This is a genomic window from Streptomyces sp. NPDC111656 (assembly GCF_055656965.1).
Genome location: NZ_JBVKCA010000024.1, coordinates 23384 through 47255, shown reverse-complemented (window position 1 = coordinate 47255; position 23872 = coordinate 23384). Strand labels below are relative to the sequence as shown.

Sequence of the window (23872 nt, the reverse complement as noted above, 5' to 3'; positions counted from 1 at the left end):
TACCCTTGCAGCGTGACGTTCCCGGTAGTCGGCATGGTCGGCGGGGGCCAGCTCGCTCGTATGACACACGAGGCGGGCATCCCGCTCGGCATCAAGTTCAAGCTCCTCAGTGACACCCCTCAGGATTCCGCGGCGCAGGTCGTCGGCGATGTCGTCATCGGCGACTACCGCGACCTCGACACGCTGCGTGAGTTCGCGCGGGGCTGCGATGTGATCACCTTCGATCACGAACATGTACCCACCGAGCATCTGCGTGCCCTGGAGGCGGACGGCATCCCCGTCCGCCCCGGCCCGGACGCGCTCGTGCACGCCCAGGACAAGGGCGTGATGCGCGCGAAGCTCGACGAGATCGGGGTGCCGTGCCCACGGCACCGGATCGTGACCGACGTCGAGGACGTGGCCGCGTTCGCGGCGGAGGGCCTCGCCGAAGGGGCCGGGGGCGACGGATTCCCGATCATCCTCAAGACGGTCCGCGGCGGCTACGACGGCAAGGGCGTCTGGTTCGTCCGGTCGATCGAGGACGCGGCCGAGCCCTTCCGGGCCGGCGTGCCCGTCCTCGCCGAGGAGAAGGTCGACTTCGTACGGGAACTCGCGGCGAACGTCGTCCGCTCCCCGCACGGCCAGGCGGTCGCGTACCCCGTGGTCGAGTCCCAGCAGGTCAACGGCGTCTGCGACACGGTGATCGCCCCCGCGCCCGGCATACCGGACGAGCTGGCCCTGCAGGCCGAGGAGCTCGCGCTGCGCATCGCCAAGGAACTCGGAGTCGTCGGTCACCTGGCCGTCGAGCTCTTCGAGACCCCCGACGGCCGCATCCTGGTCAACGAACTGGCCATGCGCCCGCACAACTCGGGCCACTGGACCCAGGACGGCGCGATCACCTCCCAGTTCGCCAACCACGTCCGCGCGGTCCTTGACCTCCCCCTGGGCGACCCGCGCCCGCGCGCCAAGTGGACGGTCATGGTCAACGTCCTGGGCGGCGACTACCCGGACATGTACTCCGCGTACCTGCACTGCATGGCCCGCGACCCCCAGCTGAAGATCCACATGTACGGCAAGGACGTGAAGCCCGGCCGCAAGGTCGGCCACGTCAACACCTACGGCGAGGACCTGGACGACGTCCTCGAGCGCGCCCGCCACGCAGCCGGTTACCTGAGAGGCACGATCACCGAATGAGCCCCGTCGTAGGCATTGTCATGGGGTCGGACTCCGACTGGCCCGTCATGGAAGCGGCCGCGCAGGCGCTGGACGAGTTCGAGATCCCCTACGAGGTGGATGTCGTCTCCGCGCACCGCATGCCGCACGAGATGATCACGTACGGCGAGCAGGCCGCGGAGCGTGGGCTCAAGGCGATCATCGCGGGCGCGGGCGGGGCGGCCCACCTGCCCGGCATGCTCGCCTCCGTGACCCCGCTGCCCGTCATCGGCGTGCCGGTCCCGCTGAAGTACCTCGACGGCATGGACTCGCTGCTGTCGATCGTGCAGATGCCGGCCGGCGTCCCGGTCGCGACCGTCTCCGTCGGCGGCGCGCGCAACGCGGGCCTGCTGGCCGCCCGGATGCTCGCCGCGCACGACGAGGAACTCCTCACCCGCATGCGGGAGTTCCAGCAGGAGCTGAACGACCAGGCCACCGAGAAGGGCAAGCGGCTGCGCGCCAAGGTCGAGGGCGCGGGCGGCGGCTTCGGCTTCGGCTCGGGGAAGTGACGCCCATGGCCTCCCCCACGTCGTCCGCCACGTCCACATCGTCCCTCGGCGAGGCCTGCGCACTGCTCGCCGACTTCCCCGTCGTCGACGGCCACAACGACCTCCCCTGGGCACTGCGCGAACAGGTCCGCTACGACCTCGCTGCCCGCGACATCGCCGCCGACCAGAGTGCCCACCTGCACACCGACCTGGCCCGGCTGCGCACGGGCGGCGTCGGCGCGCAGTTCTGGTCGGTGTACGTCCGCTCGGACCTGCCGGGCGCGGTCACCGCGACGCTCGAACAGATCGACTGCGTACGGCGGTTGATCGACCGTCACCCCTCCGACCTGCGGGCCGCGCTGACCGCCGCCGACATGGAGGCGGCGCGCGCGGAGGGCCGTATCGCCTCCCTGATGGGCGCGGAGGGCGGCCACTCCATCGACAACTCCCTCGCCGTGCTGCGGGGGTTGTACGCGCTGGGTGTGCGCTACATGACCCTCACCCACAACCACAACATCGCGTGGGCGGACTCGGCGACCGACGTGCCCGCCGTCGGCGGTCTGTCGGCCTTCGGCCGTGAGGTCGTGCGGGAGATGAACCGCGAGGGCATGCTGGTCGACCTCTCGCACGTCGCGGCGACGACCATGCGGGACGCGCTCGACACGAGCTCCGCGCCGGTGATCTTCTCCCACTCCTCCTCGCGCGCGGTGTGCGACCACCCGCGCAACATCCCGGACGACGTCCTGGAGCGGCTGCCCGCCAACGGGGGAGTGGCGATGGTGACGTTCGTGCCGAAGTTCGTCCTCCAGGCGGCGGTCGACTGGACGGCCGCGGCCGACGAGAACATGCGCGCGAACGGCTTCCACCACCTCGACACCACCCCCGACGGCATGAAGATCCACCGCGCCTTCGAGGAGTCCCACCCGCGCCCCATTGCCACGGTGTCGACGGTGGCGGACCACCTCGACCACATGCGCGAGGTCGCCGGCGTCGACCACCTCGGCATCGGCGGCGACTACGACGGCACGGCGTTCACCCCGGACGGGCTCGACGACGTCTCCGGCTATCCGAACCTGATCGCCGAGCTGCTGGACCGCGGCTGGTCGAAGACCGACCTCGCCAAGTTGACCTGGCAGAACGCGGTACGGGTGCTGGGCGCGGCGGAAGACGTGGCGCGGGGTCTTCAGGCCACCCGCGGTCCGTCCGTCGCGACGATCGAGTCCCTCGACGGCGACGGGGCCTGAGCGTCCAGGGCGGGGTAGTCGGTGTAGCCGTCCGCCCCGCCCACGTACATCAGGTACCGGTCCCGGACCGGGTTGAGCGGGGCGCCCAGGCGCAGCCGTCGCACCAGGTCCGGGTTGGCCAGGAACGGGCGGCCGAGGGCGACCAGGTCGGCGCCGGCCGCCAGCATGTCCCGGGCGGCCCGCGTCACGGCCTCGGTGGTGAGGTCGGTCAGGACCGGGTTGCCGATCAGGACGCCGGGCCAGTCGGCGCGGATCCGCCGGTACACCGTCGTGTCCGGGTCGGCGTGCACGAGGTGCAGATAGGCGAGGTCCAGGTCCTTCAGCCGGGCCAGGAGCGCGGGGTAGAGGGCTTCGGTGTCGTCCTCCCGCACGCCGTTGACGGTGCTGCCGGGGGAGATGCGCACGCCCACCCGGTCGGCGCCGATCGCGTCGGCCACCGCCTCGGTGACCTCCGCCGTGAACCGCACCCGTCGCCCGGCCGGGCCGCCGTACCCGTCCGTCCTGCGGTTGGTGTTGCCGGCCAGGAACTGGTGCAGCAGATGCCCGTTGGCCGAGTGCACCTCGACGCCCTCGAAGCCCGCCGCGACGGCGCGGCGGGCGGCCGCGGCGAAGTCGGCGGCGGTGGCGCGGATGTCGTCGCGGGTCATCTCCCGGGGCGCGACGGCGGGCCGGTGCCCCCGCGGAGTGAAGATCGTCTCCGGCAGCGGCACGGGGGAGGGCGCGACCGGGGTCAGGCCGGTGGTCGCCGGATGGCTGACCCGCCCACCGTGCTGGAGCTGCAGGAACATGTGCCCGCCCGCCGCCCGCACCGCCTCGGTGACCCGCCGCCATCCGGCCTCGTGTCGGTCGGTGTGGATCGCGGTGATGTTCGGGTACGTCTGGCCGACCGCGTTCGGTGTCGAGGCCTCACCGATGAGCAGACCGGCCGTGGCGCGCTGGGTGTAGTGGGTGACCATGAGCGGCCCCGGGGTGCCGTCCGCCTCCGCGCGGTTGCGGGTGAGCGGGGCCATCACGAGGTGGTGGGGGAGCCCGAGCCGGCCGAGCCGGGCCGGGGCCAGGAAGTCCGTCGTCCGTGTCATGACCGTACGCTAGAACCTGACATTGATGTCAGATTCAAGTCCCGGACGGCGGAGGCGGCATGCGGATCGGTGAACTCGCCCGGCGCACGGGCGTGAGCGAGCGGTCGCTGCGCTACTACGAGACCCAGGAGCTGCTGGCGTCCGAGCGAACGCCCGGCGGACACCGCGCGTACCCGGAGGCGGCCGTCGACCGGGTGGTACGGATCCAGGAGCTGTACGCGGCCGGGCTGCACAGCGTGAAGATCCGGCAGCTGCTGCCGTGCATGCGCGACCAGGACGGCGGGCCCTCCGCGATCGCCACCCCGCGGCTGGTCGCCGATCTCACCGCGGAACGCGACCGCATCGACCGGATGATCGCCGACCTGGTCCGCTCCCGCGAGACGCTGGACGAGGTGATCGACGCGGCCGGGGACGCCTGACCGACGCACGTAGGCCCCTTGACCTTGGCGTCGGCCTCGCCCGCTTCTCCCGCTCGGCCTCAGCAGGCGCAGAGGCAGAAGGGGTGTCCCGCCGGGTCGGCGTAGACCCGCCAGGTGCGCGAGCGGTCCTCGGCGTCCAGCGGCTTCGCGCCCAGCGTCAGCACCTCCTTCTCGGCCGCGTCCAGATCCTCCACCACCAGGTCCAGGTGGAACTGCTGCGAGCCGTCCGGCGCGGGCCACCGCGGCGGGACGAAGCCGGACGCCTGCTGGAAGGCGAGCGCCTGACCGCCCGGCACCTTCAGGTCCACCCACGAGCTGTCCCCGGGGTCCTCCTCCACGCTGCCGCCGAGCACCTGCGCGTAGAACCCGGCGAGCGCGCGCGGGTCGGAACAGTCCAGGACGACGACACCCAGCTTGGCGAGAGCCATGACTTCCTCCGATGGGTTACCAACGACACCGATGAGTTACCTCAAGACCTCATCAAGAGGTAACGGTTACTGCATGCTCCCGCATAGGAGGTAACGTCGCAACCATGAATGACCGTGCGCCCGCACCCGGCGGTCTGGCTCTGATCCAGTCGCTGGTGAACACCCTGGACATCGAATCGGGCGCGGACTCGCTGGACACCGCCGACGGCCGGGCGCCCTTCGGTCTCGCGGAGGGCGAGGCGGAGGAGGCCCGCGAGCTGCGCGAGTCGTTGCGCGCGGCCTGCCTGGCACACGCGGGCCACCCGGCGCACCGCGCGGTGACCCCCCTCGGCGAGCTGCTGGCCCGGGCCCCGCTGCACGTCACGGTCGACGAGCACGACGGCGCGGCACGGCTCGTCCCCGCGGGCGCCTCACTCGCGTCGCGCGTCGCGGCGGCCCTCGCGGACGCGCTCGTCGAGGGCACCTGGCCGCGGCTGAAGGCCTGTGAGGCACCGACCTGCCACTGGGCGTACTACGACCGCTCCCCGGCGGGCCGCGGCCGTTGGTGCTCGATGTCGGTGTGCGGGGCACGCGCGAAGATGCGCCGCTACCGCGCGAAATAGCCCGTCCGTACGCGCGAAGTGGGACAACCGGCCGCACCGGTCGCCGGGAGCGTGGAGAATGGGTGACGACGGCGGTCCGGCCGACTGAGCCTCGGCCGGACCGCCGTCACCTGCGAAGCGCTACGGGGTCACCCGCGAAGCCCCACCAGGCGGGGGGCGAAGTCCGCTCCGGTCCGGCAGCGCCCTGAAGGGGCGCGGGGAACTGCGCGAACAGCCAGGATGGCGCCGCAGAGGTTCGACGGCGCATCCCGGCACTTCCAGCGGAGCGCTCAGGCGGTCGGGCGGCCCATCGCCCGGTACGTCCATCCGGCCCGGCGCCACACCTCGGGGTCGAGCGCGTTGCGGCCGTCCAGGAGCACCCGGGCCGAGGCGGCCTCGCCCAGCACCGCCGGGTCCAGCTCGCGGAACTCCCGCCACTCGGTCAGGTGCAGGACGACATCGGCGCCGCGCACGGCCTCGACGGCGGAGTCGGCGTACCCGAGCGTCGGGAAGAGCCGCTTGGCGTTCGCCATGCCCTTCGGGTCGTAGACGGTGACCTGGCCGCCCTGGAGGTGGATCTGCCCGGCGACGTTCAGCGCGGGCGAGTCCCGGACGTCGTCCGAGTCGGGCTTGAAGGTCGCGCCGAGCACGGCGACCCGCTTGCCGAGGAAGGATCCGCCGCCCAGCGCCTCCCGGGCCATCTCCACCATCTGGCCGCGACGGCGCATGTTGATGGAGTCGATCTCGCGCAGGAAGGTCAGCGCCTGGTCCGCGCCGAGCTCACCGGCCCGGGCCATGAAGGCGCGGATGTCCTTCGGCAGACAGCCGCCGCCGAATCCGATCCCCGCCCGCAGGAACTTGCGCCCGATCCGCTCGTCGTGCCCGATGGCCTCGGCCAGCAGGGCGACATCGCCGCCGGCGGCCTCGCAGACCTCGGCCATGGCGTTGATGAAGGAGATCTTGGTCGCGAGGAAGGAGTTCGCGGAGGTCTTCACCAGCTCGGCGGTCGGGAAGTCGGTGACGACGAAGGGCGAGCCCTCGGAGACGGGCGTCGCGTACACCTCGCGCAGGATCTTCTCGGCCCGCTCGCTGCGCACGCCGGCCACGAGACGGTCGGGGTGCAGCGTGTCCTGGACGGCGAAGCCCTCACGCAGGAACTCCGGGTTCCAGGCGAGCTCGGCGTCCTCACCGGCGGGGGAGAGCTCGGCGAGCGTGCGCGCCAGCCGCTCCGCGGAGCCCACCGGCACGGTGGACTTGCCGACGACGAGGGCGGGGCCCAACAGATGCGGGGCGAGCGTCTCGAAGGCGGCGTCGACGTACGACATGTCGCACGCGTACTCCCCGTGCTTCTGCGGCGTGTTCACGCAGACGAAGTGGACGTCGCCGAACGCCCCGACCTCGGCCCAGTCCATGGTGAAGCGCAGCCGGCCGGTGGATCCCTCGATGCCCGCCACATGCTTGCGCAGCAGCTCCTCGAGCCCCGGCTCGTACATCGGGACCTCGCCCCGCTGCAGCATCTCGATCTTCTCGGGGACGACATCGAGCCCCAGTACCTCGAACCCGAGCTCGGCCATGGCCGCGGCGTGGGTGGCGCCGAGATAGCCGGTGCCGATCACGGTGATCTTGAGGGCCATGGGTGCTCCTGGGATGAATGGGCTCGGTGCGCTGCCCGAGCATAGTCGGGGCATGTTCGGCCCCCTCATCGGGCAGGTTCCCCCCTGTCGCCAAGCTCACGTATCCCTCCCGTGGGCGGACCCCTAAAATTTGGGTTACTTAACGGTAATTAGCGTCCTTGGAGCGTGAGAGACCTTGGCCGGATCGGCTGATTTCGACCTGTACCGCCCGTCCGAGGAGCACGACATGCTCCGTGACGCGATCCGCTCGCTGGCCGAGGCGAAGATCGCGCCGTACGCGGCCGTGGTGGACGAGGAAGCCCGTTTCCCGCAGGAGGCCCTGGACGCCCTGGTCTCCTCCGACCTGCACGCCGTGCACGTGCCGGAGTCGTACGGCGGCGCGGGCGCCGACGCGCTCGCCACGGTGATCGTGATCGAGGAGGTGGCGCGTGTCTGTGCCAGCTCCTCCCTGATCCCGGCTGTGAACAAGCTGGGCTCGCTCCCGGTGATCCTCTCCGGTTCCGAGGCCCTGAAGCAGAAGTACCTGACCCCGCTCGCCAAGGGCGACGGGATGTTCTCGTACTGCCTCTCGGAGCCGGACGCGGGTTCGGACGCCGCGGGCATGAAGACGAAGGCGGTCCGCGACGGCGACGACTACGTCCTCAACGGCGTGAAGCGCTGGATCACCAACGCGGGCGTCTCCGAGTACTACACGGTGATGGCGGTCACCGACCCCACCAAGCGCTCGAAGGGCATCTCGGCCTTCGTCGTGGAGAAGTCGGACGAGGGCGTGTCCTTCGGCGCCCCCGAGAAGAAGCTCGGCATCAAGGGCTCCCCGACGCGCGAGGTCTACCTCGACAACGTCCGCATCCCGGCCGACCGCATGATCGGCGAAGAGGGCACCGGCTTCGCCACGGCCATGAAGACCCTGGACCACACCCGCATCACGATCGCCGCGCAGGCGCTCGGCATCGCGCAGGGCGCCCTCGACTACGCCAAGGGCTATGTCCAGGAGCGCAAGCAGTTCGGCAAGGCGATCGCCGACTTCCAGGGCATCCAGTTCATGCTCGCCGACATGGCCATGAAGATCGAGGCCGCCCGCCAGCTGACGTACGCGGCGGCGGCCAAGTCGCAGCGCGGCGACAAGGACCTGACCTTCCAGGGCGCGGCGGCCAAGTGCTTCGCCTCGGACGTGGCGATGGAGGTCACCACGGACGCCGTCCAGCTCCTCGGCGGCTACGGCTACACCCGCGACTACCCGGTCGAGCGCATGATGCGCGACGCCAAGATCACCCAGATTTATGAAGGCACGAATCAGGTTCAGCGGATCGTGATGGCCCGCAATCTCCCGTAACACACCCCCGCACCACGAACTCGAGGGGCACCCCGCCGGGGTGCCCCTCGTTCTCGTCCTCGGTCGGCCCACGCACGCGCCGGTTCCGCGCCCCTACTCCGAGTCGAACCATTCCTTCTGCGCGGCCCAGTGCCCGACCCACCCCGCGAACCCCGGTGCGGAGGTCGTGAACCCGAACTCGGCGCCGAAGGGAACGGCTCCCTCCCCGGTGATCTGCCAGATGTGCCCCCGGTGCGGGCCCGTGACGACGAGATGCCAGTTCATTCCGCACCCGTCGGTGCCCAGCACGACGGACCCGTGGTCGAAGACCCGCTCGACGACCGGATCGATCTCCTCGGCCGGCCTCGGGTCGTCCTCCCACAGCCACGCCTCCGTGAGCGGGAACGGTCGGCTCAGGTCGCGCCCCTGCCCGTCGTCGCCCCAGTCCCCGGGCAGCTCGGCCAGGGACACCAGCCCGTAGTCCGGCGGCCCGGAGTACGACCCGTCGGTCACCTCGGCGACGAACGTCCGGTACGGCTCGGGCAGCACGATGTCGTGCTCCGCCTCGAAGGCGTGCACCGCCGCCCAGCCGAGCGCCGACTCCCCGCCGTCGTCCACGTCGAACGCCCTCCGCAGCGCCGCGAGTTCCTCCGGGGTGGTCTGATCGTTGTTCATGCGGTCATGGATACCAGCCGGCTCCGACAGCGCCCGGTGCGGTCGGCCTCACAGGCCGTTCAGGGCGTTCCGCAGATCTTCCGGCGTGCGGTAGTGGACGGTCCGCATACCGAGTGCGGCTGCCGCTTCGACGTTCTCCAGGGTGTCGTCCACGAACAGGCAGCGCCCGGCCGGGACGCCGGCCCGCTCGACGGCGATGTCGTAGATGCGCCGGTCGGGCTTGGCGATGCCCACCCGCGCGCTGCTGACCACGTGGTCGGCGAGGTCCGTCAGGCCCAGGGACTCCAGGTCCTCCTCCGGCTGGACCGAGGTGTTGGTGACGAGGACCAGGGGCATGTGGGTACGGGCCCGGCGCAGCAGCGCCACCACCGCCTCGTCGGCGTGGAACGGCGAGCGTATGAGCGCCGTGCTCAGCTCCACCGCCGTCCCGTTGGCCACCAGCCCGGTCAGGCCCCGCAGGATCGACTCCGACCACTCGTCCGGTGTGATCCGGCCCAGCACCAGCGGAAGTACCGTCTCCGGTGCGAAGGCCACCTTCATGGTGGTGCCCTCGGCCAGCCCGGCGGCGCGCTCCAGCGCGTACAGGTGGGCCGGTTCGTAGACGCGGATCACGTTGTCGACGTCACACAGCACCGCGTCGAAGGGGCGTCCGTCGGAAGCGGACGGGGTGGCGGGGGAGAGGGTCATGACGTCACCCTGACATCCGCCCGGGAGCCACCCTCGGCCAGGGCCACCGGCCGGGGTGACCTCCCGGCCCGGTCCTCGGGCGTCCAGCATCGCCGGACCCCTGCTTGCCCAGGCCCTCGCGTCCCTACGTGTCCGGCCCCTCGTGTCCCTACCTGTCCGGTCCCTCGCATCCCGGCTAGTCCAGCCCCTCCGCCGCCCGCTTCTCCCGCAGTTCCATGATCGCCCGACGGCGTGCCAGCCGGTGGGTGCGCCGGATCTGGGCCTCCTGGTAGCGCCGCTCGTCGCGCTCGGTCTCCGGGAGGACGGGCGGCACGCGCCGCGGCTTGCCGTCGGCGTCGACCGCGGCGAAGACGAGATAGGCCGAACCGACCTGCTGGGGCGGCGTCGACTCGTTCCAGCGCTCGGCCAGCACGCGCACGCCGACCTCCATGGACGTCCGCCCCGTCCAGTTCACCTGGGCCTTCACATGGACGAGGTCACCGACGCGGACCGGCTCCAGGAAGACCATCTCGTCCATGGAGGCGGTGACGGCGGGCCCGCCGGAGTGCCGCCCGGCCACCGCGCCCGCCGCGTCGTCCACGAGCTTCATGATCACTCCGCCGTGCACCGTGCCCAGAAGGTTGGTGTCGTTGTGGGTCATGATGTGGCTGAGGGTGGTCCGGGACGCGAAGGTCGGCTTGCCCGGTATATCGGTTTCCGGGTTGGGCGCCAGGTCTGTCATGCCGTCCACCCTATGCGGGGGCGTGCGAAGGTTGCTTTGCATCAGCTCTGCAACAGGCGTGACCCAGATCTCCCCGGTCTCTTGTGAGGCACACCGTGCGGACCTGCACACTGGTCCGCATGAACGATTGGCCCGACGGGTGGTCCGACAGCAACCGCAGCGACCGTTACGGACGCGGCAGCGCAGGCGCTCAGCCTGAGGGCGCCCGCGTCATGCGGCAGGTTCAGCGTGGCCCGGGATCGCCCGGTCCGCGCCCGTCCGCCCCGCCGTACGGCGGGGTGCCCCAGCAGCCGACGTACGACGACGGCCAGGGGTATGACAACGGGTACGACTCCGGTTACAACACCGGGCATGTCTACGGTTCGCCGGGCGGCCCCGGTGGTCCGCAGGGTCCCGGCGGTCAGGGCGGCCGTGGTCCGCGCCCGGCGCCGAACTGGCGCCGGCGGATCAAGTGGATAGCCATCACGCTGGTCACGCTGCTGGTCGTGGTCTCCGTGGGCACCTACTTCTGGGCCGACTCCAAGCTCCACCGTGACGTGGATCTCTCGCAGGTCATCGACCGGCCCGACACGGGCAAGGGCACCAACTACCTGATCGTCGGCTCCGACAGCCGCGCCGGCATGTCGGCCGAGGACAAGAAGAAGCTGCACACCGGGTCCGCCGAGGGCAAGCGCACGGACTCGATGATGATCCTGCACGTCGGGGACAACGGCGACACCCTGATCTCCCTCCCCCGCGACTCGAACGTGACGATCCCGACGTACAAGGGATCTGCGTCCGGCAAGACCTTCCCCGGCACGGGCCGCCAGGTGAAGCTCAACGCGGCGTACGCGGAGGACGGGCCGACGCTGCTGGTCCGCACCATCGAGTACAACACCGGCCTGCACATCGACCACTACGTGGAGATCGGTTTCGCCGGGTTCGCGAACATCGTCGACTCGGTCGGCGGTGTGGAGATGACCCTCGACCAGGGCTTCAAGGACAAGTACTCGGGCGCCGACTTCAAGGCGGGCAAGCAGACCCTCAACGGTGAGCAGGCCCTCGCCTTCGTCCGTACCCGCCACGCCTTCGCGGCCTCGGACCTCCAGCGCACCAAGAACCAGCAGAAGTTCCTGTCCGCGCTGGCCCACCAGGTCGCGACCCCCGGGACCATCCTGAACCCCTTCAAGCTCTACCCGACCATGGGCTCCGGCCTCGACAGCCTCACCGTCGACAAGGACATGAGCCTGTGGGACCTCGGCAGCATGTTCTGGGCGATGAAGGGCGTCACGGGCGGCGACGGCAAGTCCATGAACATGCCGATCTCCGGCTCCACGGGCGGCAACCTCGTCTGGGACAAGGCCAAGGTCAAGACGCTGGTGGACGAGCTGAAGAACGACCAGACGGTGACGGTGTCGAGCAACTGACCCGCACCGCCACGAAGGGCCCCGCCGGACGGTACGGCGGGGCCCTTCGCGTGTCCCGTGGACGCGCGCGTCACCTACGTACACACCACCTGGTCCCCCGTCACCACCCGGGTCTCCCCCTGGTAGGGATCCTGCACCCGGACCCGTGTGACCTCCTTGAAGTCCGCCCCGGCGATCACCTTCAGCAGCGGCCCCCGCCCTTTGACCTCGCGCAGCTCGCTGCCCGGGAGCGCGGCGGCGAGGGACTTCGCGGAGCGGTCCCAGCGCGGGTCGTAGACGATGACGCTGTGCCGGGCGCCGCGGTCCTGGGCGTTGACCGGGTGGCCCGTCGTGCGGAACCCGGTGGCGGCCAGGGCGGTGTCCATGCGTTTGCCGAGGCCGTCCGTGGGCGTCCCGTTCTCCACCTGGACCTGGATCTGCTGCGGGGCCACCTCGACGCGCGGGGTCTTGGCGTGCGCGGCCTTGTGCGGGGGAGCGAGCGGCTTGTCGTCGCGCAGTGACTGGAAGAGCGCGCCGGCCTTGTTGTCGTCCCACTTCAGTGTGGAGCCGATGCCCTTGACGGCGTAGGCCATCTGTCCGATCGGCACGGTCGTGAACTCGGAGGAGGAGGGGGAGAAGTTCCGCATCGCCCGGCCGAGGTCCAGCAGCTCGTCCGTGCCGAACCCCTGGTCCGCGCGGACCGAACCGAGCACCGCCCGGGTGACATCACGGAACTTCATCGGGTTCAACAGCACCCCCGACGACGTGGCCCGCTCGATCAGCGCCGCCAGGAACCGCTGCTGGCGCTGCATCCGGCCGATGTCGGAGGCGCCGTCGACATGCCGGGACCGTACGTACTGGAGTGCCTGCCCGCCGCTCAGCGTGTGCGTGCCGGCGGTCAGGTCGAGTCCGGTGTACGAGTCCTTGAGGGGCCCTGTGGTGCAGATGCTCACGCCGCCGAGCACGTCCACGGTCCGCATGAAGCTGGTGAAATCGACCTCCAAGTAGTGGTCGATCTTCACATGGGTCATGTTCTCGACGGTGCGCACGGTCAGCTGCGGGCCCCCCTCCGCGTACGCCGCGTTGAGCTTGAGCGGGTGGGGGCCGTGCTCGGCGCCGGTGGTCTGGTCGGTGTGCGCGGGCACTTCGGCGTACGAGTCGCGCGGCAGGCTCACGACGCTGGCCCGCTCCCGGTCGGCGGCGATGTGCACGATCATCATCGTGTCGGTGCAGTGGCAGGGGGCACCGCCCAGACGGTATTTCCGCCGCTCCTCCTCCGTGATCTTGTCGCGGCCGTCGGTGCCGACCAGCAGCACGTTCATGCCGTGGCCTCCTGCGGGGCGGTTCTTCATGTCCTTGAAGGGGTCGACCCGGGCGATGCCCTCGCCGAGGCTGGTGACCACCGCGTGTCCGATGCCCGCCGAGGCGAGGACCACCACCGAGATCGTGGTGACCACCCGCATGGCCCAGCGCGGCTTCTTCCTCCGTACGGGGGGCCGTACGGTGGACCGCTCCGGAGGCCGCCGGGAGCGGGGCGGCTGCGGGCGGCTCTGGGGGCGGGGCTGCGGGCGTGCGGGGGAGCGGGGCGGCGTGGGCAAGGGGGGGACACCTCCGCGGGGGTGAACGTGGGGATCCGTGAGCACCGTAGGCCCATACGATCTGCTGCCCGGCCCGTGGACCGGGCGGCGCGCGCCCGTGTCCCCCATTCGCGGTAACGTGACGTCCGATGAGCGAGAAGTCTGACGTGCGGCCCCCCGCCGTTTCTGTGATCATGCCCGTCCTCAACGAGGAGCGGCATCTGCGCGGGGCCGTCCAAGCGATCCTGGCGCAGGAGTACGACGGCGAGATGGAGGTGGTGATCGCCATCGGTCCGTCCTCGGACCGTACGGACGAGATCGCCGCCGAGCTCGTACGCGAAGACCCGCGCGTCCACACCGTCCCGAACCCCACCGGGCGCACCCCGGCCGCGCTGAACGCGGCGATCAAGGCGTCCCGGCATCCCGTCGTCGTCCGCGTCGACGGGCACGGCATGCTCTCCCCGAACTACATCGCGACCGCCGTGCGCCTCCTGGAGGAGACCGGCGCGCAGAACGTCGGCGGCGTCATGCACGCCGAGGGCGAGAACGACTGGGAGCACGCGGTCGCCGCCGCGATGACCTCGAAGATCGGGGTCGGGAACGCCGCCTTCCACACGGGGGGCGAGGCCGGCTCCGCCGAGACCGTGTACCTCGGTGTCTTCCGGCGCGAGGCCCTGGAGCGTCAGGGCGGCTACAACGAGGAGTTCATTCGCGCCCAGGACTGGGAGCTGAACTTCCGGATCCGGGAGGCCGGCGGCCTCATCTGGTTCTCGCCCGAGCTGCGGGTGTCCTACCGGCCCCGGCCCTCGGTCAAGGCGCTCGCCAAGCAGTACAAGGACTACGGGCGCTGGCGCCATGTCGTCGCCCGCTACCACGAGGGCTCCATCAACCTGCGCTACCTCGCCCCGCCGACCGCCGTGTGTGCGATCGCGGCGGGTGTCGTGGTGGGCGTGGCGCTGACGCCGTGGGGCTTCGTGATCCCCGGCGGCTATCTCGCGGCGATAGCCGCGGGCTCGCTGCCCGCGGGCAAGGGGCTGTCCCTGAAGGCCCGCCTGCAGATCCCCGTCGCCCTCGCGACCATGCACATGTCGTGGGGCTTCGGCTTCCTCACCAGCCCGAAGGCGCTGGCGAAGAAGGTCATCGCCTCCCGCCGCCCGGCGGTACTCAGCTCCACTGAGCCCGCCAACTGAGCCCCATTCATGAGTAGTTGGGCCCCTCTCGACATCGAGAGGGGCCCAACCGCTTTCTGCCGACCGGCCTACGGCCAGGTGCGGTTTCCTACGACCAGGTGTAGTCCTTGTTGACGTGCATACAGGCGTCGGTCTTGGCGCCGTTGAGCACGTCCGCGGACTCCGGCGTCGTGTTGTCCTGCGCCTTCGCCTTGTACGCCGTGCCCTCGCGCCAGTCGGCGCCGACCACGAGCGTGACGCCCGAGACGTCCGTCGACTTCTTCACCGCGCTCAGCGGGACCCCCAGCGCCTTGGCGACCGCCTGGGCGTCGCCCTGCAGATCGGCGCTCGGGTAGCGGATCACCGTCGTCTCCTCGGCGGTCGCCGCCGAGGAGTCCGCCTCGGCCTTGGTGAAGCCCTTGCCGACGAGCAGCTGGGACACCGTGCGCGCGCGTCCGCCGACCGGGCCCAGCGCGGCCGTGCGGGTGCCGTTCTGCACGATCACACCGATCTGGTCGTCCGCGGCGGCCGGGTCCGTGGAGGCCTTCACCGCGGTCACCGTCTTCTTCTTGTCCTTGCCGTCGAGCGCGATGTCCTCACGGACGAGACGGAACAGCTGCTCGGCCTCGACCGGCTTGGGCTCCACGCGGTTGCTGTCCGACACGGCCCACTGCCAGGGCATCGTGGTCATCGTGATGCGCTTCGGCTCGACCTTCTTGAGCTCGTTGCCGAGGTCGTAGAGCTTCAGCACGCTGCCCAGGCCCTTGTCGACGGTCAGCGCCTTGGTGGCCGTCTCCGCGAGGCTGCGCAGCTTGCCGGGGTTGCTGATCGTGGCGTTCTCACGCATCTGGCGGACCATCGAGTTCATGTACTGGTGCTGGGCCTTGGTCCGGCCGATGTCCGTGTTGTCCTCGAAGCCGTACCGCGTCCGCAGCCACGCCAGGGCCTGCGTGCCCTTGACGGGGGTCGTGCCCTTCTTCAGCTTCAGCCCGGAGCCGTGGCCCTGACTGTCCTTGGAGTAGATGTTGGCGTCCACGCAGACCGGGACGCCGCCGATCGCGTCCGCCATCGACACCACACCCGAGAAGTCGATCTTCATGAAGTGGTCGATGTGGATCTTGGTGAGCTTCTCCCAGGTGGCCACCGTGCAGCCAGGACCGCCGCGCCCGAGCGAGGTGTTGGTCATCAGCAGCCCGACGGTCGCCGGGTAGACCTTCTTGGTGTCCGGGTCCGTGCACTTGGGCATCTTCAGCAGCGTGTCGCGCGGCATGCTGATCACCGACATGTTGCTGCGGTCGGCGGAGAGGTGCAGCAGCATCTGGACGTCCGCGAGCGGGGTACCGCCGAAGGTCTCCTTGGCGCCGCCGAGGGACTGGTTCTCCTTGGTGTCCCGGGCGTCCGAGCCGATCAGAAGGATGTTCAGGGGGGTCTGCCCGGCCGCGTTCGCCTTGCTCTTGGCCGCCCGGTCCTTCTCGTCGCCGAGGTTCAGGTCGTCTTTCTTGATGTTGTCGTTCAGGTGCTGGTAGTAGAGGTAACCGGCGCCCGCGGTGCCAAGTATCAAAAGCGCCAGGACCGACGCCGACCAGCGCAGTATGCGGCGTCTGCGCCGTGGGTGCCCGCCGTCGCCGCTCCCGCGCCGACGCCCGCCGCCACCGCCGTGCCGACCCTGCCCGCGCGGTTCGCCCGACGCGTCGTCGCCGTCCTTGTCGACCGGACGTCCGTCGCGTCCGTCCCCTCGGCCGTCGGCGTCGGCCGAATCGCCGCCTGTGCCGCCGGCGCCGCTGTCTCTGATGGTGGAGCCACTGCCTTTACCGGTGGAGCCACTGCCTGTGCTGGTGGAGCCACTGCCTGTACTGGTGGCATCGCCACCGCTGCCGCCGGAAGCTCCGCCTCCGTCGGTGGGATCGCCGTTCTCGTCGTACAGGCTGTCGTCCCAGCCCAGATCGTCGGCCTGCCGGACACGTGGTCGAGCCCCCTCCCCACGCACACCGCTTCGCGCCATCTCCCTGCCCCTCCCCACCCTGCGCCTGACAAACGGGTCCGTCCCGCGCCCGATCGGACGCGTACGTCTGGCCGGAAACCCCTTGCGTCCGGCCCGGACGCCCCCGCGCCCTGTTAGACGTCTGACAGACCCGTTAGGTCATCAACTGGCGCACACTGTCTTGTCCGCCGTGGACTTGTCGACCTCGGGCGCCTTGGTCGGAGTGGTCAACGACACCCCTGCGCCCTTGAAGTCCTTGCCCAGGGTCAGCACGATCGCGGGCAGACCCTGTGAGTTCTTCTCGCTCTTGCCAGGCTTCAACGCCGAAGCGGACAGCCCCATGAGGTCCGCCAGTTTGCGCGCCTGATCGGCCTGGTCGGGAGAGTACTCCAGGGTCGTCTTGCTCAGTGTTGCGTCGGCGTTACCGAGCTGGCTGGACTTGAGCACGCCCTCAGTATTCTGCAGCCAGTTAAGAGTCTCCTGTGCGCTGCCGGCGGGGGCGCCACCGTTGTAGATGTCGACGCGGATGTCGGCGGCGGCAGAACGGGTGCCCTTGAGGCGGGCGGCGACCTCGGCCTTCTCCTGCTTCTCCTTCTGCTTCACGGCGGTGAAGGAGACGTCGTTCTTGATCGCGTCGAAGACCGCGGGGGCCTGCGACTCGTTGACGACGACGGTCGCCTTGACCTTCTCGGCGGGGTTGTCGAGCACCGGCACCGTGGTGAAGGTGATGTTCTTCGTGGGCACCTTCTTCAGCTCCAGGGCCACGTCCTTGAGGGTGCTGACCTTTCCTATGCCGGTGTCCACGGTGAGCGCCTTGGTGGCGGCCTCGGCCAGGCTGATCAGCTTGGTCGGGTTGGTGAGGGTGTCGCTGGAGGCCATCTTGCGCATCAGCGAGCCCAGGAACTGCTGCTGCACCTTGATGCGGTCGAGGTCGCCCTGGTTGCCGAAGCTGTGCCGGGTCCGTACGAACGCGAGAGCCTGCTCGCCCTCGACCTTGGACTTGCCCGCGGGCAGCTTGAGGTGCGACTCCTTGTCGTTGACGGCGTGCGCCACACACACCTCGACGCCGTCGACCGCGCTGGTCAGCGTCTTGACCGCGTTGAAGTCGGCCATCATGAAGTGGTCCACCGGGATCCCGGTGACCGCCTTGACCGTACGCATGGTGCAGCCCGGGTCCCGGCCGTCCTGGCCCAGGCTGGTGTTGAAGCGGACGTTCTGCGTACCCGGGACGACCTTGGTGGTGCCGTCGGACTGCTTCGTGGGACAGTCCGGGACATCGACGATCAGGTCACGCGGAATGCTCAACGCGGTCGCGTTCGTACGGTCCTTGGAGACGTGCAACAGGATGTTGGTGTCGGCGTGCCCGACGCTGCCCGCGTCGCCGTACCCCTCGTTGCCCGCACCCGTGCGTTTGTCGGTGCCGATGATCAGGATGTTGAAGGCCTCGTCCTTGCTGAAGCCCTTCTTGCCCGCGCTGCCGACGTCCGTCGTGCTGACGTTGCCCTCAAGGTGCTTGAGGTAGAGATACCCCGCTGCGGAGACGGCGACCAGCACGAAGGCCATCGAGCCGCCGGTCCACAACAGTATCTTCTTCGCCTTCGACTTCTTCGGCTTCGTGCGCCCCTTACGACGGCCCGGCGGGGGCTCGGCCGGCGCGCCACGGCGCCGCCGCGGCCCGGGCACGTCGGGGCTGGGCGTCGGCGGACTCTCCCGTTCCGGCGCCCGGCGCGCACGTGTCCCCGCTCCCGGTCCCGCGTTCGCGGGGCTGCCCCGACGCGGTCTCGGGACTCCCGACTGCGGAGCGGAAGGGGTCAGTCGCAGTTCGTATTCACCGGTGTTCGGGTTGAGTACCCACTGGTCTGCGGGGTCGATGTTGTCCGCCCGCCCACGGCCTTGCGCGTCCACGGTTGTCTGAATCCTCCGTCGGGGCCACGCGGCGCCCTTCCCCCTCAAAGAGCGCTCGGGTCTCGGTCAGCAGGTGCGCGACCCCCAGGACGGACCTCGTGGCCGGGTGCACCGGATCGCTCACACTATCCGTCCGGTTCAGGGTCAAGCGACGGTGGTGACAAATTCCACCTTCCTACAACTGGGCAATCCGCCCTATTTCTCAGAGACTTCTCAGCTCCGCAGTTCCCGCCTTGGCGCACGCTTTACCCGCAGGCGTCCTCGGCCGCCGTGTTACCGCGAAAAGTCGGCGCGGATGTGGGAGCGGCGGGCCGCTTTCCCCTCGACTTCCCGTTGCCGTGCGACTCCTCTTCGTAGTCGAATGCCGAGTCGTACGTACCTTCGCGACCACCCTCGTACGAGTTCTTGCGTTTCGCAGGGGAATCCGTCGGATGGTCCGTCGGAAGACTCGTCGGAACGCCGCTCGGTGGGTCCGTCGGAAGGCCGCTCGGCGGGTCCGTCGGAAGGTCCTTCGCGACCGTCACCGGAGCGTCCGCGCGCAGCAGGGCGAAGAGTTTGTCGGCCGCGGGTTTCACCAGCTGGTCGCGATTCGCGTCGTAGACGTACGACGTTCGCGGCACCGTCAGGAATTGGACACGTTCCGTGGGGATATTGCGCATGCCGCGGACCAGGTCGTACAGCCCGCGCAGGCTCGCCAGATCCGGGTCCGTGGTGAGCGAGGAAGTGGCCGCGTCGAGCATGGGATAGAGCCGTGCCGGATTGAGCAGGACATCGTTGCTCTGCACCTTGTTGACGAGCGCGCCGAGGAAACGCTGCTGGCGTTCCATCCGGTCGGTGTCGCTGCCGTCGCCGATGCTCTTGCGGGCACGGACGTAGCCGAGGGCCTGTTCGCCGTCGAGCACGACCTTGCCCGCGGGCAGCTTCAGCTTGGCCGCCTTGTCGTCGATGGGCTCCTTCAGGCACACCTCCACGCCGTCCACGGCGTCGACCATGTCCTTGAACCCGTGGAAGTCGACCACCATGTGATGGTCGACACGGATGTTCGTGAGCTTCTCGACGGTCCGGATCGTGCACGCCGAACCGCCCACCTCGAAGGCGGAGTTGAACATCGCGAACATGGGCTGGGTACGGGTGCCGTCCGGACGCCGGCAGCTCGGCACGTCCACCATCAGGTCGCGGGGCAGGGAGACGGCGGTGGCGCTGCGCCGGTTCGCGGACAGGTGCAGCAGGATCGTGGTGTCGGAACGCTCGGTCCCGGAGTCCCGGCCGTACTTCTTGTTCCCGTCCCCCGACCGCGAGTCCGACCCGATCAGCAGGATGTTCTGCGCGTCGCGCACCAGCGCGGTGGGCCGCTCCTTCTCGTAACGAGCGAGCTCGGCGGCGGCTTCCTCGTCGGCCGTGATGTTCCGGCTCAGCTTCTCGTACGCGACCAGGCCGACGCCGACGGCACCGAGGACCACGACGGCGACACCGAGCGCCGAGTACTGCACCCAGCGTCGCCGTCGCCGTCGTGCGAGCCCGGCACCGGTGGGCGAAGCCCCCGCTCCCGGCCCTGTCCTGTCGGTCACGTCGGAGTCCACCCCTCATGGCGAGCGAGCGTGCGGTGCTCCTACGACCATGGCTCGGAGGCCCTGCGGCGGCGGCAGATAAGGGGCCGAACGGGTGACGGGATCCGTCAGGGGCGCGGGGCCCCGGCGGATACGGATCCACGGCGGGACGGCAGGCGCGACCGGCCCTCACTGGGCCCGCCCCGACAGGCGACCGGCCCCCACGGTCCGGCCCGGACGGTGACCGGCGGCTACCGAACCGTCGACGTCACCCGCTCACTCTCGATCCGCTTGGCCAACGCGTCCTCGCCCAGTCGCTCCAGATGACGACAGAGCACCACGGACCCCCCGGAGGCGAGCGGCGCGTACAACCCCGCGCTCAGCCCCTCCCAGGTGTCGTACGGCAGCGCGGACAGGATCCGCGACCCCGGCCCCGTCAGATCCAGCGAGGCCGCCTCCGCCCGGGCCCGCTCGACGACCTCGGCCCCCGTGTGCTCGGCCCCGGCGACGATCAGCGCGGCCTCCTCCGGGTCCACCGGCGCGTACGGCTGGAAGCGGTCGCCCTGGCTCGGCACCTCGACGGCGTAGTCGGCGTACCCGGCGGGCGGTGTCGGGAAGCGGCGTCCCAGCGGCGCGAGCGAGAGGGCGACGCGCTCACCGGAGCAGGCGAGCCCGGCCTCGAGCGCGTCGGGCCCCGCGACGACGAGGTCGGCGGCACCGGGATCGCCCCCGACATCCGCGACGACCCCCACCGAGGAACACGCGAGCAGCCACACCGCCGTCTGCCAGTGCGCGGGCAGCAGCAGCGCCACCCGGTCGCCGGGCTCGGCGGACAACTCACCCTGGAGGAGATTGGCGGTCTTGGCCACCCAATTGGCGAAGGTCGCGACGGACAATTCGACACGTTCACCCGTGGCGTCGTCGTAGAAGGTCACCAGGGGGCGCGCGGGGTCCGCGGCGAGCGCGGATCGCAGCAGGTCGGCAGGGGTGCGGTCGGTGGCGTTCACGCGCGCAAGCGTACGCGGGGGCGCCCGGCGGGACGCGGCATCCGCGCCACCGGTTCGGCCGAGCGCGACCCGACGGCCCGTCAAATCCGCAATGGACAGATATGTATGACTATGTCCACGATCGGGGGCATGCATGGAATCCTTGCTTCCTCGGTCGGCGTCACCTGCGCGGCCGCACTCACCCTTCCGCTGGCCCTGTCCGCACCGGCGCAGGCCCGACCCCAGGCGGCGAGGACCGAGCCCGTCGCGCCGGGCAGCACCCAGTCCCTCCCCCTGGTCCCGCTCTCCGGCGACCGCTCGCTCGGACCAGCCGCGCCCGAACAGGGCCTCGGCAGACGGAGCGTACGGACGTTCTCGCTGGTCGGGGTCGTCTGGGACGACCCCGACACCGAACTGCGCGGTCGCGTCCAGGTCCGTACCCGTGCCACCGGAGCCAACCGCTGGTCCGGCTGGCAGGACATCGAGACCCACAACCACGAGCACGCGGCCGACCCGGACACCGCCGAGAGCGGCTCGGGCCGGGTGCGCGGCTCCACGGCGCCCCTCTGGGTGGGCGACTCGGACGGGGTCGAGGTCCGCGTCCAGGCGCAGGTGGACGAAAGAGCCACGGCAGCCGGCGAGTCGCCGCTCCCCAGAGGCATGCACCTCGAACTCGTCGACCCCGGCGCGGGACCCGCGCCCCGGGGCGCGCTGACGGGCGACGGGAGCGCGGGCGCGGAGAGCGCCGAGACGTACGCCACCTTCGCCACCAACGCCGAGCTCGCCCCGTTCGGCGCGACGGAGATCCCGGCGCTGTCCAGGGCCGAGACCGAGCGCGAGGCCCCGGCCCTCCGCGACGGCGCCCCGCTCGTGAAGCCGTACATCGGTGCACGCCCGCGTATCGTCACCCGGCACGGCTGGGGCGCGGACGAGAGCCTGCGCGAAGGCGGGTTCGTGTACACCAAAAAGGTGAAGGCCGCCTTCGTGCACCACACGGCCTCGGGCAACAACTACAGCTGCTCCCAAGCCCCTTCGGTCATCCGCAGTATCTACCGCTACCACGTAGTGAGCAGCGGTTGGCGCGACATCGGCTACAACTTCCTCGTCGACAAGTGCGGAAACATCTACGAAGGCCGCGCCGGGGGTGTGGCGAAGCCCGTCATGGGCGCCCATACCCTCGGTTTCAACAGTGACAGCATGGGGATCGCGGTCCTCGGCAGTTTCGGCAACACCAAGCCGGCCGCCGCCGCGGTGACCGCGATCGCGCGGCTCACGGCATGGAAGCTCGGTCTCTCCGGAGCCGATCCGCGCGCCAAGACATACCTGAAGTCCGGCGGTGGCAATCTCTACGGAAAAGGTAAGAACGCACGACTGAACGTGATCTCTGGTCATCGGGACGGGTTCGCCACGGACTGCCCGGGGAGTCTCCTGTACGGCAAACTCGGCTCGGCCAGAACGGCCGCGGCCCGCTACCAGGGCCGCTGAGGTCTGAGCGGAGCCATCGAGTGCACCCCACTGCCGTCGAAGGCCTCTTACTACGGGCTGCATACACTGGCCGGCCGAATCATCCTTCGGCCGGTCCCGGCAGGAAGCAGAGACGACAGGTGACAGAAGCGATCCTCCTGGTCGGGGGCAAAGGCACCCGACTGCGCCCGCTCACGGTGAACACCCCCAAGCCGATGGTTCCGGCGGCCGGGGTCCCGTTCCTCACGCACCAGCTGGCGCGGGCGAGAGCGGCGGGCGTCGAGCACATCGTCCTGGCGACCTCCTATCTGGCCGAGGTCTTCGAGCCGTACTTCGGCGACGGTTCCGGGCTGGGCCTCCACATCGAGTACGTCACCGAGGAGGAGCCCCTCGGCACGGGCGGCGCGATCCGCAACGTGGCCGCGCGCCTGCACTCCGGTCCCGACGAGCCGGTCCTGATCTTCAACGGCGACATCCTGACGGGCCTGGACATCAGGGCCCTGGTGGCGACCCACGAGACGACCGGCGCGGACGTCTCCCTCCACCTCACCCGTGTCGAGGACCCGCGGGCGTACGGCCTGGTCCCCACGGACGCGACAGGCCGCGTGACGGCCTTCCTGGAGAAGCCCCAGACCCCCGAGGAAATCGTCACCGACCAGATCAACGCCGGGGCGTACGTCTTCCGCCGTTCGGTCATCGACACGATCCCCGCCGGCCGCCCGGTCTCGGTGGAACGCGAGACCTTCCCCGACCTCCTGGCCACCGGAGCCCACCTCCAGGGCATGGTCGACTCCACCTACTGGCTCGACCTGGGCACGCCGCAGGCCTTCGTACGCGGCTCCGCGGACCTCGTCCTGGGCCGCGCGCCCTCCCCGGCGGTCCCGGGCCGCTGCGGGGACCGTCTCGTGCTGCCCACGGCCAGGGTCGCCCCCGACGCCAAGCTGACCGGCGGCACGGTCGTCGGCGACGGCGCGCGCATCGGCGAGGGCGCCCGCATCACGGGCAGCGCGATCCTGTCCGGCGCGGTCGTCGAACCCGGCGCCGTCATCACCGACTCCCTCGTCGGCGCCCGCGCCCACATCGGCGAACGCACCATCCTCTCCGGGACGGTCATCGGCGACGGCGCGGTGGTCGGCCCCGACAACGAACTCCGGGAGGGCGTAAGAGTCTGGTGTGAGGCCAAGATCCCAGCGGGGGCGCTCCGCTTCTCGTCGGACCAGTAGGCCGGCCAGAGGCCGAAGAACGGGTACGCGCGGAGTGCCTTGTCCGCGGGTTGTTCGGCTGCGGGTGCGTGGGGGCTGGTCGCGCGGTTCCCCGCGCCCCTAAAAGCCTCGGTCCGCACGGCGTTGCGAGGCCGGGGCCGGGGCGGGAGCCGGGTCCGAAATCCAGACCCCACCCA

At 70.4% G+C, this 23872-nt stretch carries 21 protein-coding genes; 10 read left to right on the top strand and 11 right to left on the bottom strand.

Annotation, left to right across the window (positions count from 1 at the left end; all coding sequences use genetic code 11):
• Positions 1-12: 12 nt before the first annotated feature.
• From ACZ7M3_RS43865 to ACZ7M3_RS43855, 3 genes are read left to right on the top strand one after another with little or no spacing between them, the layout of a single operon-like run.
• Positions 13-1173, top strand: coding sequence for a 5-(carboxyamino)imidazole ribonucleotide synthase (locus ACZ7M3_RS43865; protein ID WP_351301062.1), 1161 nt, complete (start codon positions 13-15; stop codon positions 1171-1173).
• Positions 1170-1700, top strand: a complete 531-nt coding sequence (gene purE / locus ACZ7M3_RS43860) for a 5-(carboxyamino)imidazole ribonucleotide mutase (RefSeq protein WP_075027355.1) — start codon at positions 1170-1172, stop codon at positions 1698-1700. Before ACZ7M3_RS43865 ends, purE begins: the two co-directional genes overlap by 4 nt.
• A 5-nt stretch (positions 1701-1705) precedes the next feature.
• Positions 1706-2923 (top strand): dipeptidase, encoded by a 1218-nt coding sequence (locus tag ACZ7M3_RS43855; RefSeq protein WP_472071328.1) that lies wholly within the window; start codon positions 1706-1708, stop codon positions 2921-2923.
• Here the strand turns inward: ACZ7M3_RS43855 and ACZ7M3_RS43850 are convergent.
• On the bottom strand, positions 2863-4002 hold the full coding sequence (locus tag ACZ7M3_RS43850) for an alkene reductase (protein ID WP_472071326.1): 1140 nt from the start codon (positions 4000-4002) through the stop codon (positions 2863-2865). The two genes, ACZ7M3_RS43855 and ACZ7M3_RS43850, sit on opposite strands and share 61 nt — an antisense overlap.
• A gap of 59 nt (positions 4003-4061) precedes the next feature.
• Here ACZ7M3_RS43850 and ACZ7M3_RS43845 point away from each other — a divergent pair, with 59 nt between their 5' ends.
• Complete coding sequence (locus ACZ7M3_RS43845; protein ID WP_472071324.1) at positions 4062-4421, top strand: MerR family transcriptional regulator; 360 nt, start codon at positions 4062-4064, stop codon at positions 4419-4421.
• Between the two features lie 59 nt (positions 4422-4480).
• Here ACZ7M3_RS43845 and ACZ7M3_RS43840 read toward each other — a convergent pair whose 3' ends face one another.
• Complete coding sequence (locus tag ACZ7M3_RS43840) at positions 4481-4849, bottom strand: VOC family protein (protein ID WP_099941719.1); 369 nt, start codon at positions 4847-4849, stop codon at positions 4481-4483.
• Between the two features lie 104 nt (positions 4850-4953).
• Here ACZ7M3_RS43840 and ACZ7M3_RS43835 point away from each other — a divergent pair, with 104 nt between their 5' ends.
• Positions 4954-5451 carry a CGNR zinc finger domain-containing protein gene (locus ACZ7M3_RS43835; RefSeq protein WP_472071322.1) on the top strand — a complete coding sequence of 166 codons (498 nt, stop codon included), beginning with the start codon at positions 4954-4956 and terminating at the stop codon, positions 5449-5451.
• Positions 5452-5720: 269 nt separating this feature from the next.
• On the opposite strand, the gene ACZ7M3_RS43830 is transcribed toward ACZ7M3_RS43835, so the two are convergent.
• Positions 5721-7064 carry a UDP-glucose dehydrogenase family protein gene (locus ACZ7M3_RS43830; protein ID WP_472071320.1) on the bottom strand — a complete coding sequence of 448 codons (1344 nt, stop codon included), beginning with the start codon at positions 7062-7064 and terminating at the stop codon, positions 5721-5723.
• A gap of 175 nt (positions 7065-7239) precedes the next feature.
• Between ACZ7M3_RS43830 and ACZ7M3_RS43825 the strand changes: the two genes are divergently transcribed.
• The gene (locus ACZ7M3_RS43825) at positions 7240-8397 is read left to right on the top strand and encodes an acyl-CoA dehydrogenase (protein WP_472071318.1); all 1158 of its coding nucleotides are present in this window, start codon (positions 7240-7242) and stop codon (positions 8395-8397) included.
• Positions 8398-8490: 93 nt separating this feature from the next.
• Here ACZ7M3_RS43825 and ACZ7M3_RS43820 read toward each other — a convergent pair whose 3' ends face one another.
• The 3 genes from ACZ7M3_RS43820 to ACZ7M3_RS43810 all read right to left on the bottom strand — a co-directional run bounded on the left by ACZ7M3_RS43820 (position 8491) and on the right by ACZ7M3_RS43810 (position 10459).
• Positions 8491-9051, bottom strand: a complete 561-nt coding sequence (locus ACZ7M3_RS43820; RefSeq protein ID WP_472071316.1) for an SMI1/KNR4 family protein — start codon at positions 9049-9051, stop codon at positions 8491-8493.
• A 48-nt stretch (positions 9052-9099) separates the two neighbouring features.
• Positions 9100-9738, bottom strand: coding sequence for an HAD-IA family hydrolase (locus ACZ7M3_RS43815; RefSeq protein WP_472071314.1), 639 nt, complete (start codon positions 9736-9738; stop codon positions 9100-9102).
• A gap of 175 nt (positions 9739-9913) precedes the next feature.
• A complete protein-coding gene (locus ACZ7M3_RS43810; protein WP_261687685.1) occupies positions 9914-10459 on the bottom strand; it encodes an acyl-CoA thioesterase in 546 nt (181 codons plus the stop codon).
• 119 nt (positions 10460-10578) lie between these two features.
• Here ACZ7M3_RS43810 and ACZ7M3_RS43805 point away from each other — a divergent pair, with 119 nt between their 5' ends.
• On the top strand, positions 10579-11865 hold the full coding sequence (locus tag ACZ7M3_RS43805; RefSeq protein ID WP_472071312.1) for an LCP family protein: 1287 nt from the start codon (positions 10579-10581) through the stop codon (positions 11863-11865).
• Between the two features lie 74 nt (positions 11866-11939).
• Here ACZ7M3_RS43805 and ACZ7M3_RS43800 read toward each other — a convergent pair whose 3' ends face one another.
• Positions 11940-13442: an LCP family protein gene (locus ACZ7M3_RS43800; RefSeq protein WP_472071310.1), complete on the bottom strand. Its 1503-nt coding sequence runs from the start codon at positions 13440-13442 to the stop codon at positions 11940-11942.
• Between the two features lie 128 nt (positions 13443-13570).
• Between ACZ7M3_RS43800 and ACZ7M3_RS43795 the strand changes: the two genes are divergently transcribed.
• On the top strand, positions 13571-14611 hold the full coding sequence (locus tag ACZ7M3_RS43795) for a glycosyltransferase family 2 protein (protein ID WP_472071308.1): 1041 nt from the start codon (positions 13571-13573) through the stop codon (positions 14609-14611).
• Positions 14612-14699: 88 nt separating this feature from the next.
• Here the strand turns inward: ACZ7M3_RS43795 and ACZ7M3_RS43790 are convergent, their stop codons facing one another.
• The 4 genes from ACZ7M3_RS43790 to ACZ7M3_RS43775 form a co-directional block, all read right to left on the bottom strand.
• Positions 14700-16592: an LCP family protein gene (locus tag ACZ7M3_RS43790; protein ID WP_472071306.1), complete on the bottom strand. Its 1893-nt coding sequence runs from the start codon at positions 16590-16592 to the stop codon at positions 14700-14702.
• A 141-nt stretch (positions 16593-16733) separates the two neighbouring features.
• The gene (locus ACZ7M3_RS43785; protein WP_355308018.1) at positions 16734-18476 is read right to left on the bottom strand and encodes an LCP family protein; all 1743 of its coding nucleotides are present in this window, start codon (positions 18474-18476) and stop codon (positions 16734-16736) included.
• A gap of 245 nt (positions 18477-18721) precedes the next feature.
• The gene (locus ACZ7M3_RS43780; RefSeq protein WP_452977118.1) at positions 18722-20044 is read right to left on the bottom strand and encodes an LCP family glycopolymer transferase; all 1323 of its coding nucleotides are present in this window, start codon (positions 20042-20044) and stop codon (positions 18722-18724) included.
• A gap of 230 nt (positions 20045-20274) precedes the next feature.
• Complete coding sequence (locus tag ACZ7M3_RS43775) at positions 20275-21030, bottom strand: TIGR03089 family protein (protein WP_054236903.1); 756 nt, start codon at positions 21028-21030, stop codon at positions 20275-20277.
• Positions 21031-21159: 129 nt separating this feature from the next.
• On the opposite strand from ACZ7M3_RS43775, the gene ACZ7M3_RS43770 reads away from it, so the two are divergent.
• A complete protein-coding gene (locus tag ACZ7M3_RS43770; protein WP_472071303.1) occupies positions 21160-22494 on the top strand; it encodes a peptidoglycan recognition protein family protein in 1335 nt (444 codons plus the stop codon).
• A 119-nt stretch (positions 22495-22613) separates the two neighbouring features.
• Positions 22614-23696 (top strand): mannose-1-phosphate guanylyltransferase, encoded by a 1083-nt coding sequence (manB, locus tag ACZ7M3_RS43765; RefSeq protein ID WP_472071301.1) that lies wholly within the window; start codon positions 22614-22616, stop codon positions 23694-23696.
• The last annotated feature ends 176 nt before the right edge of the window (positions 23697-23872 follow it).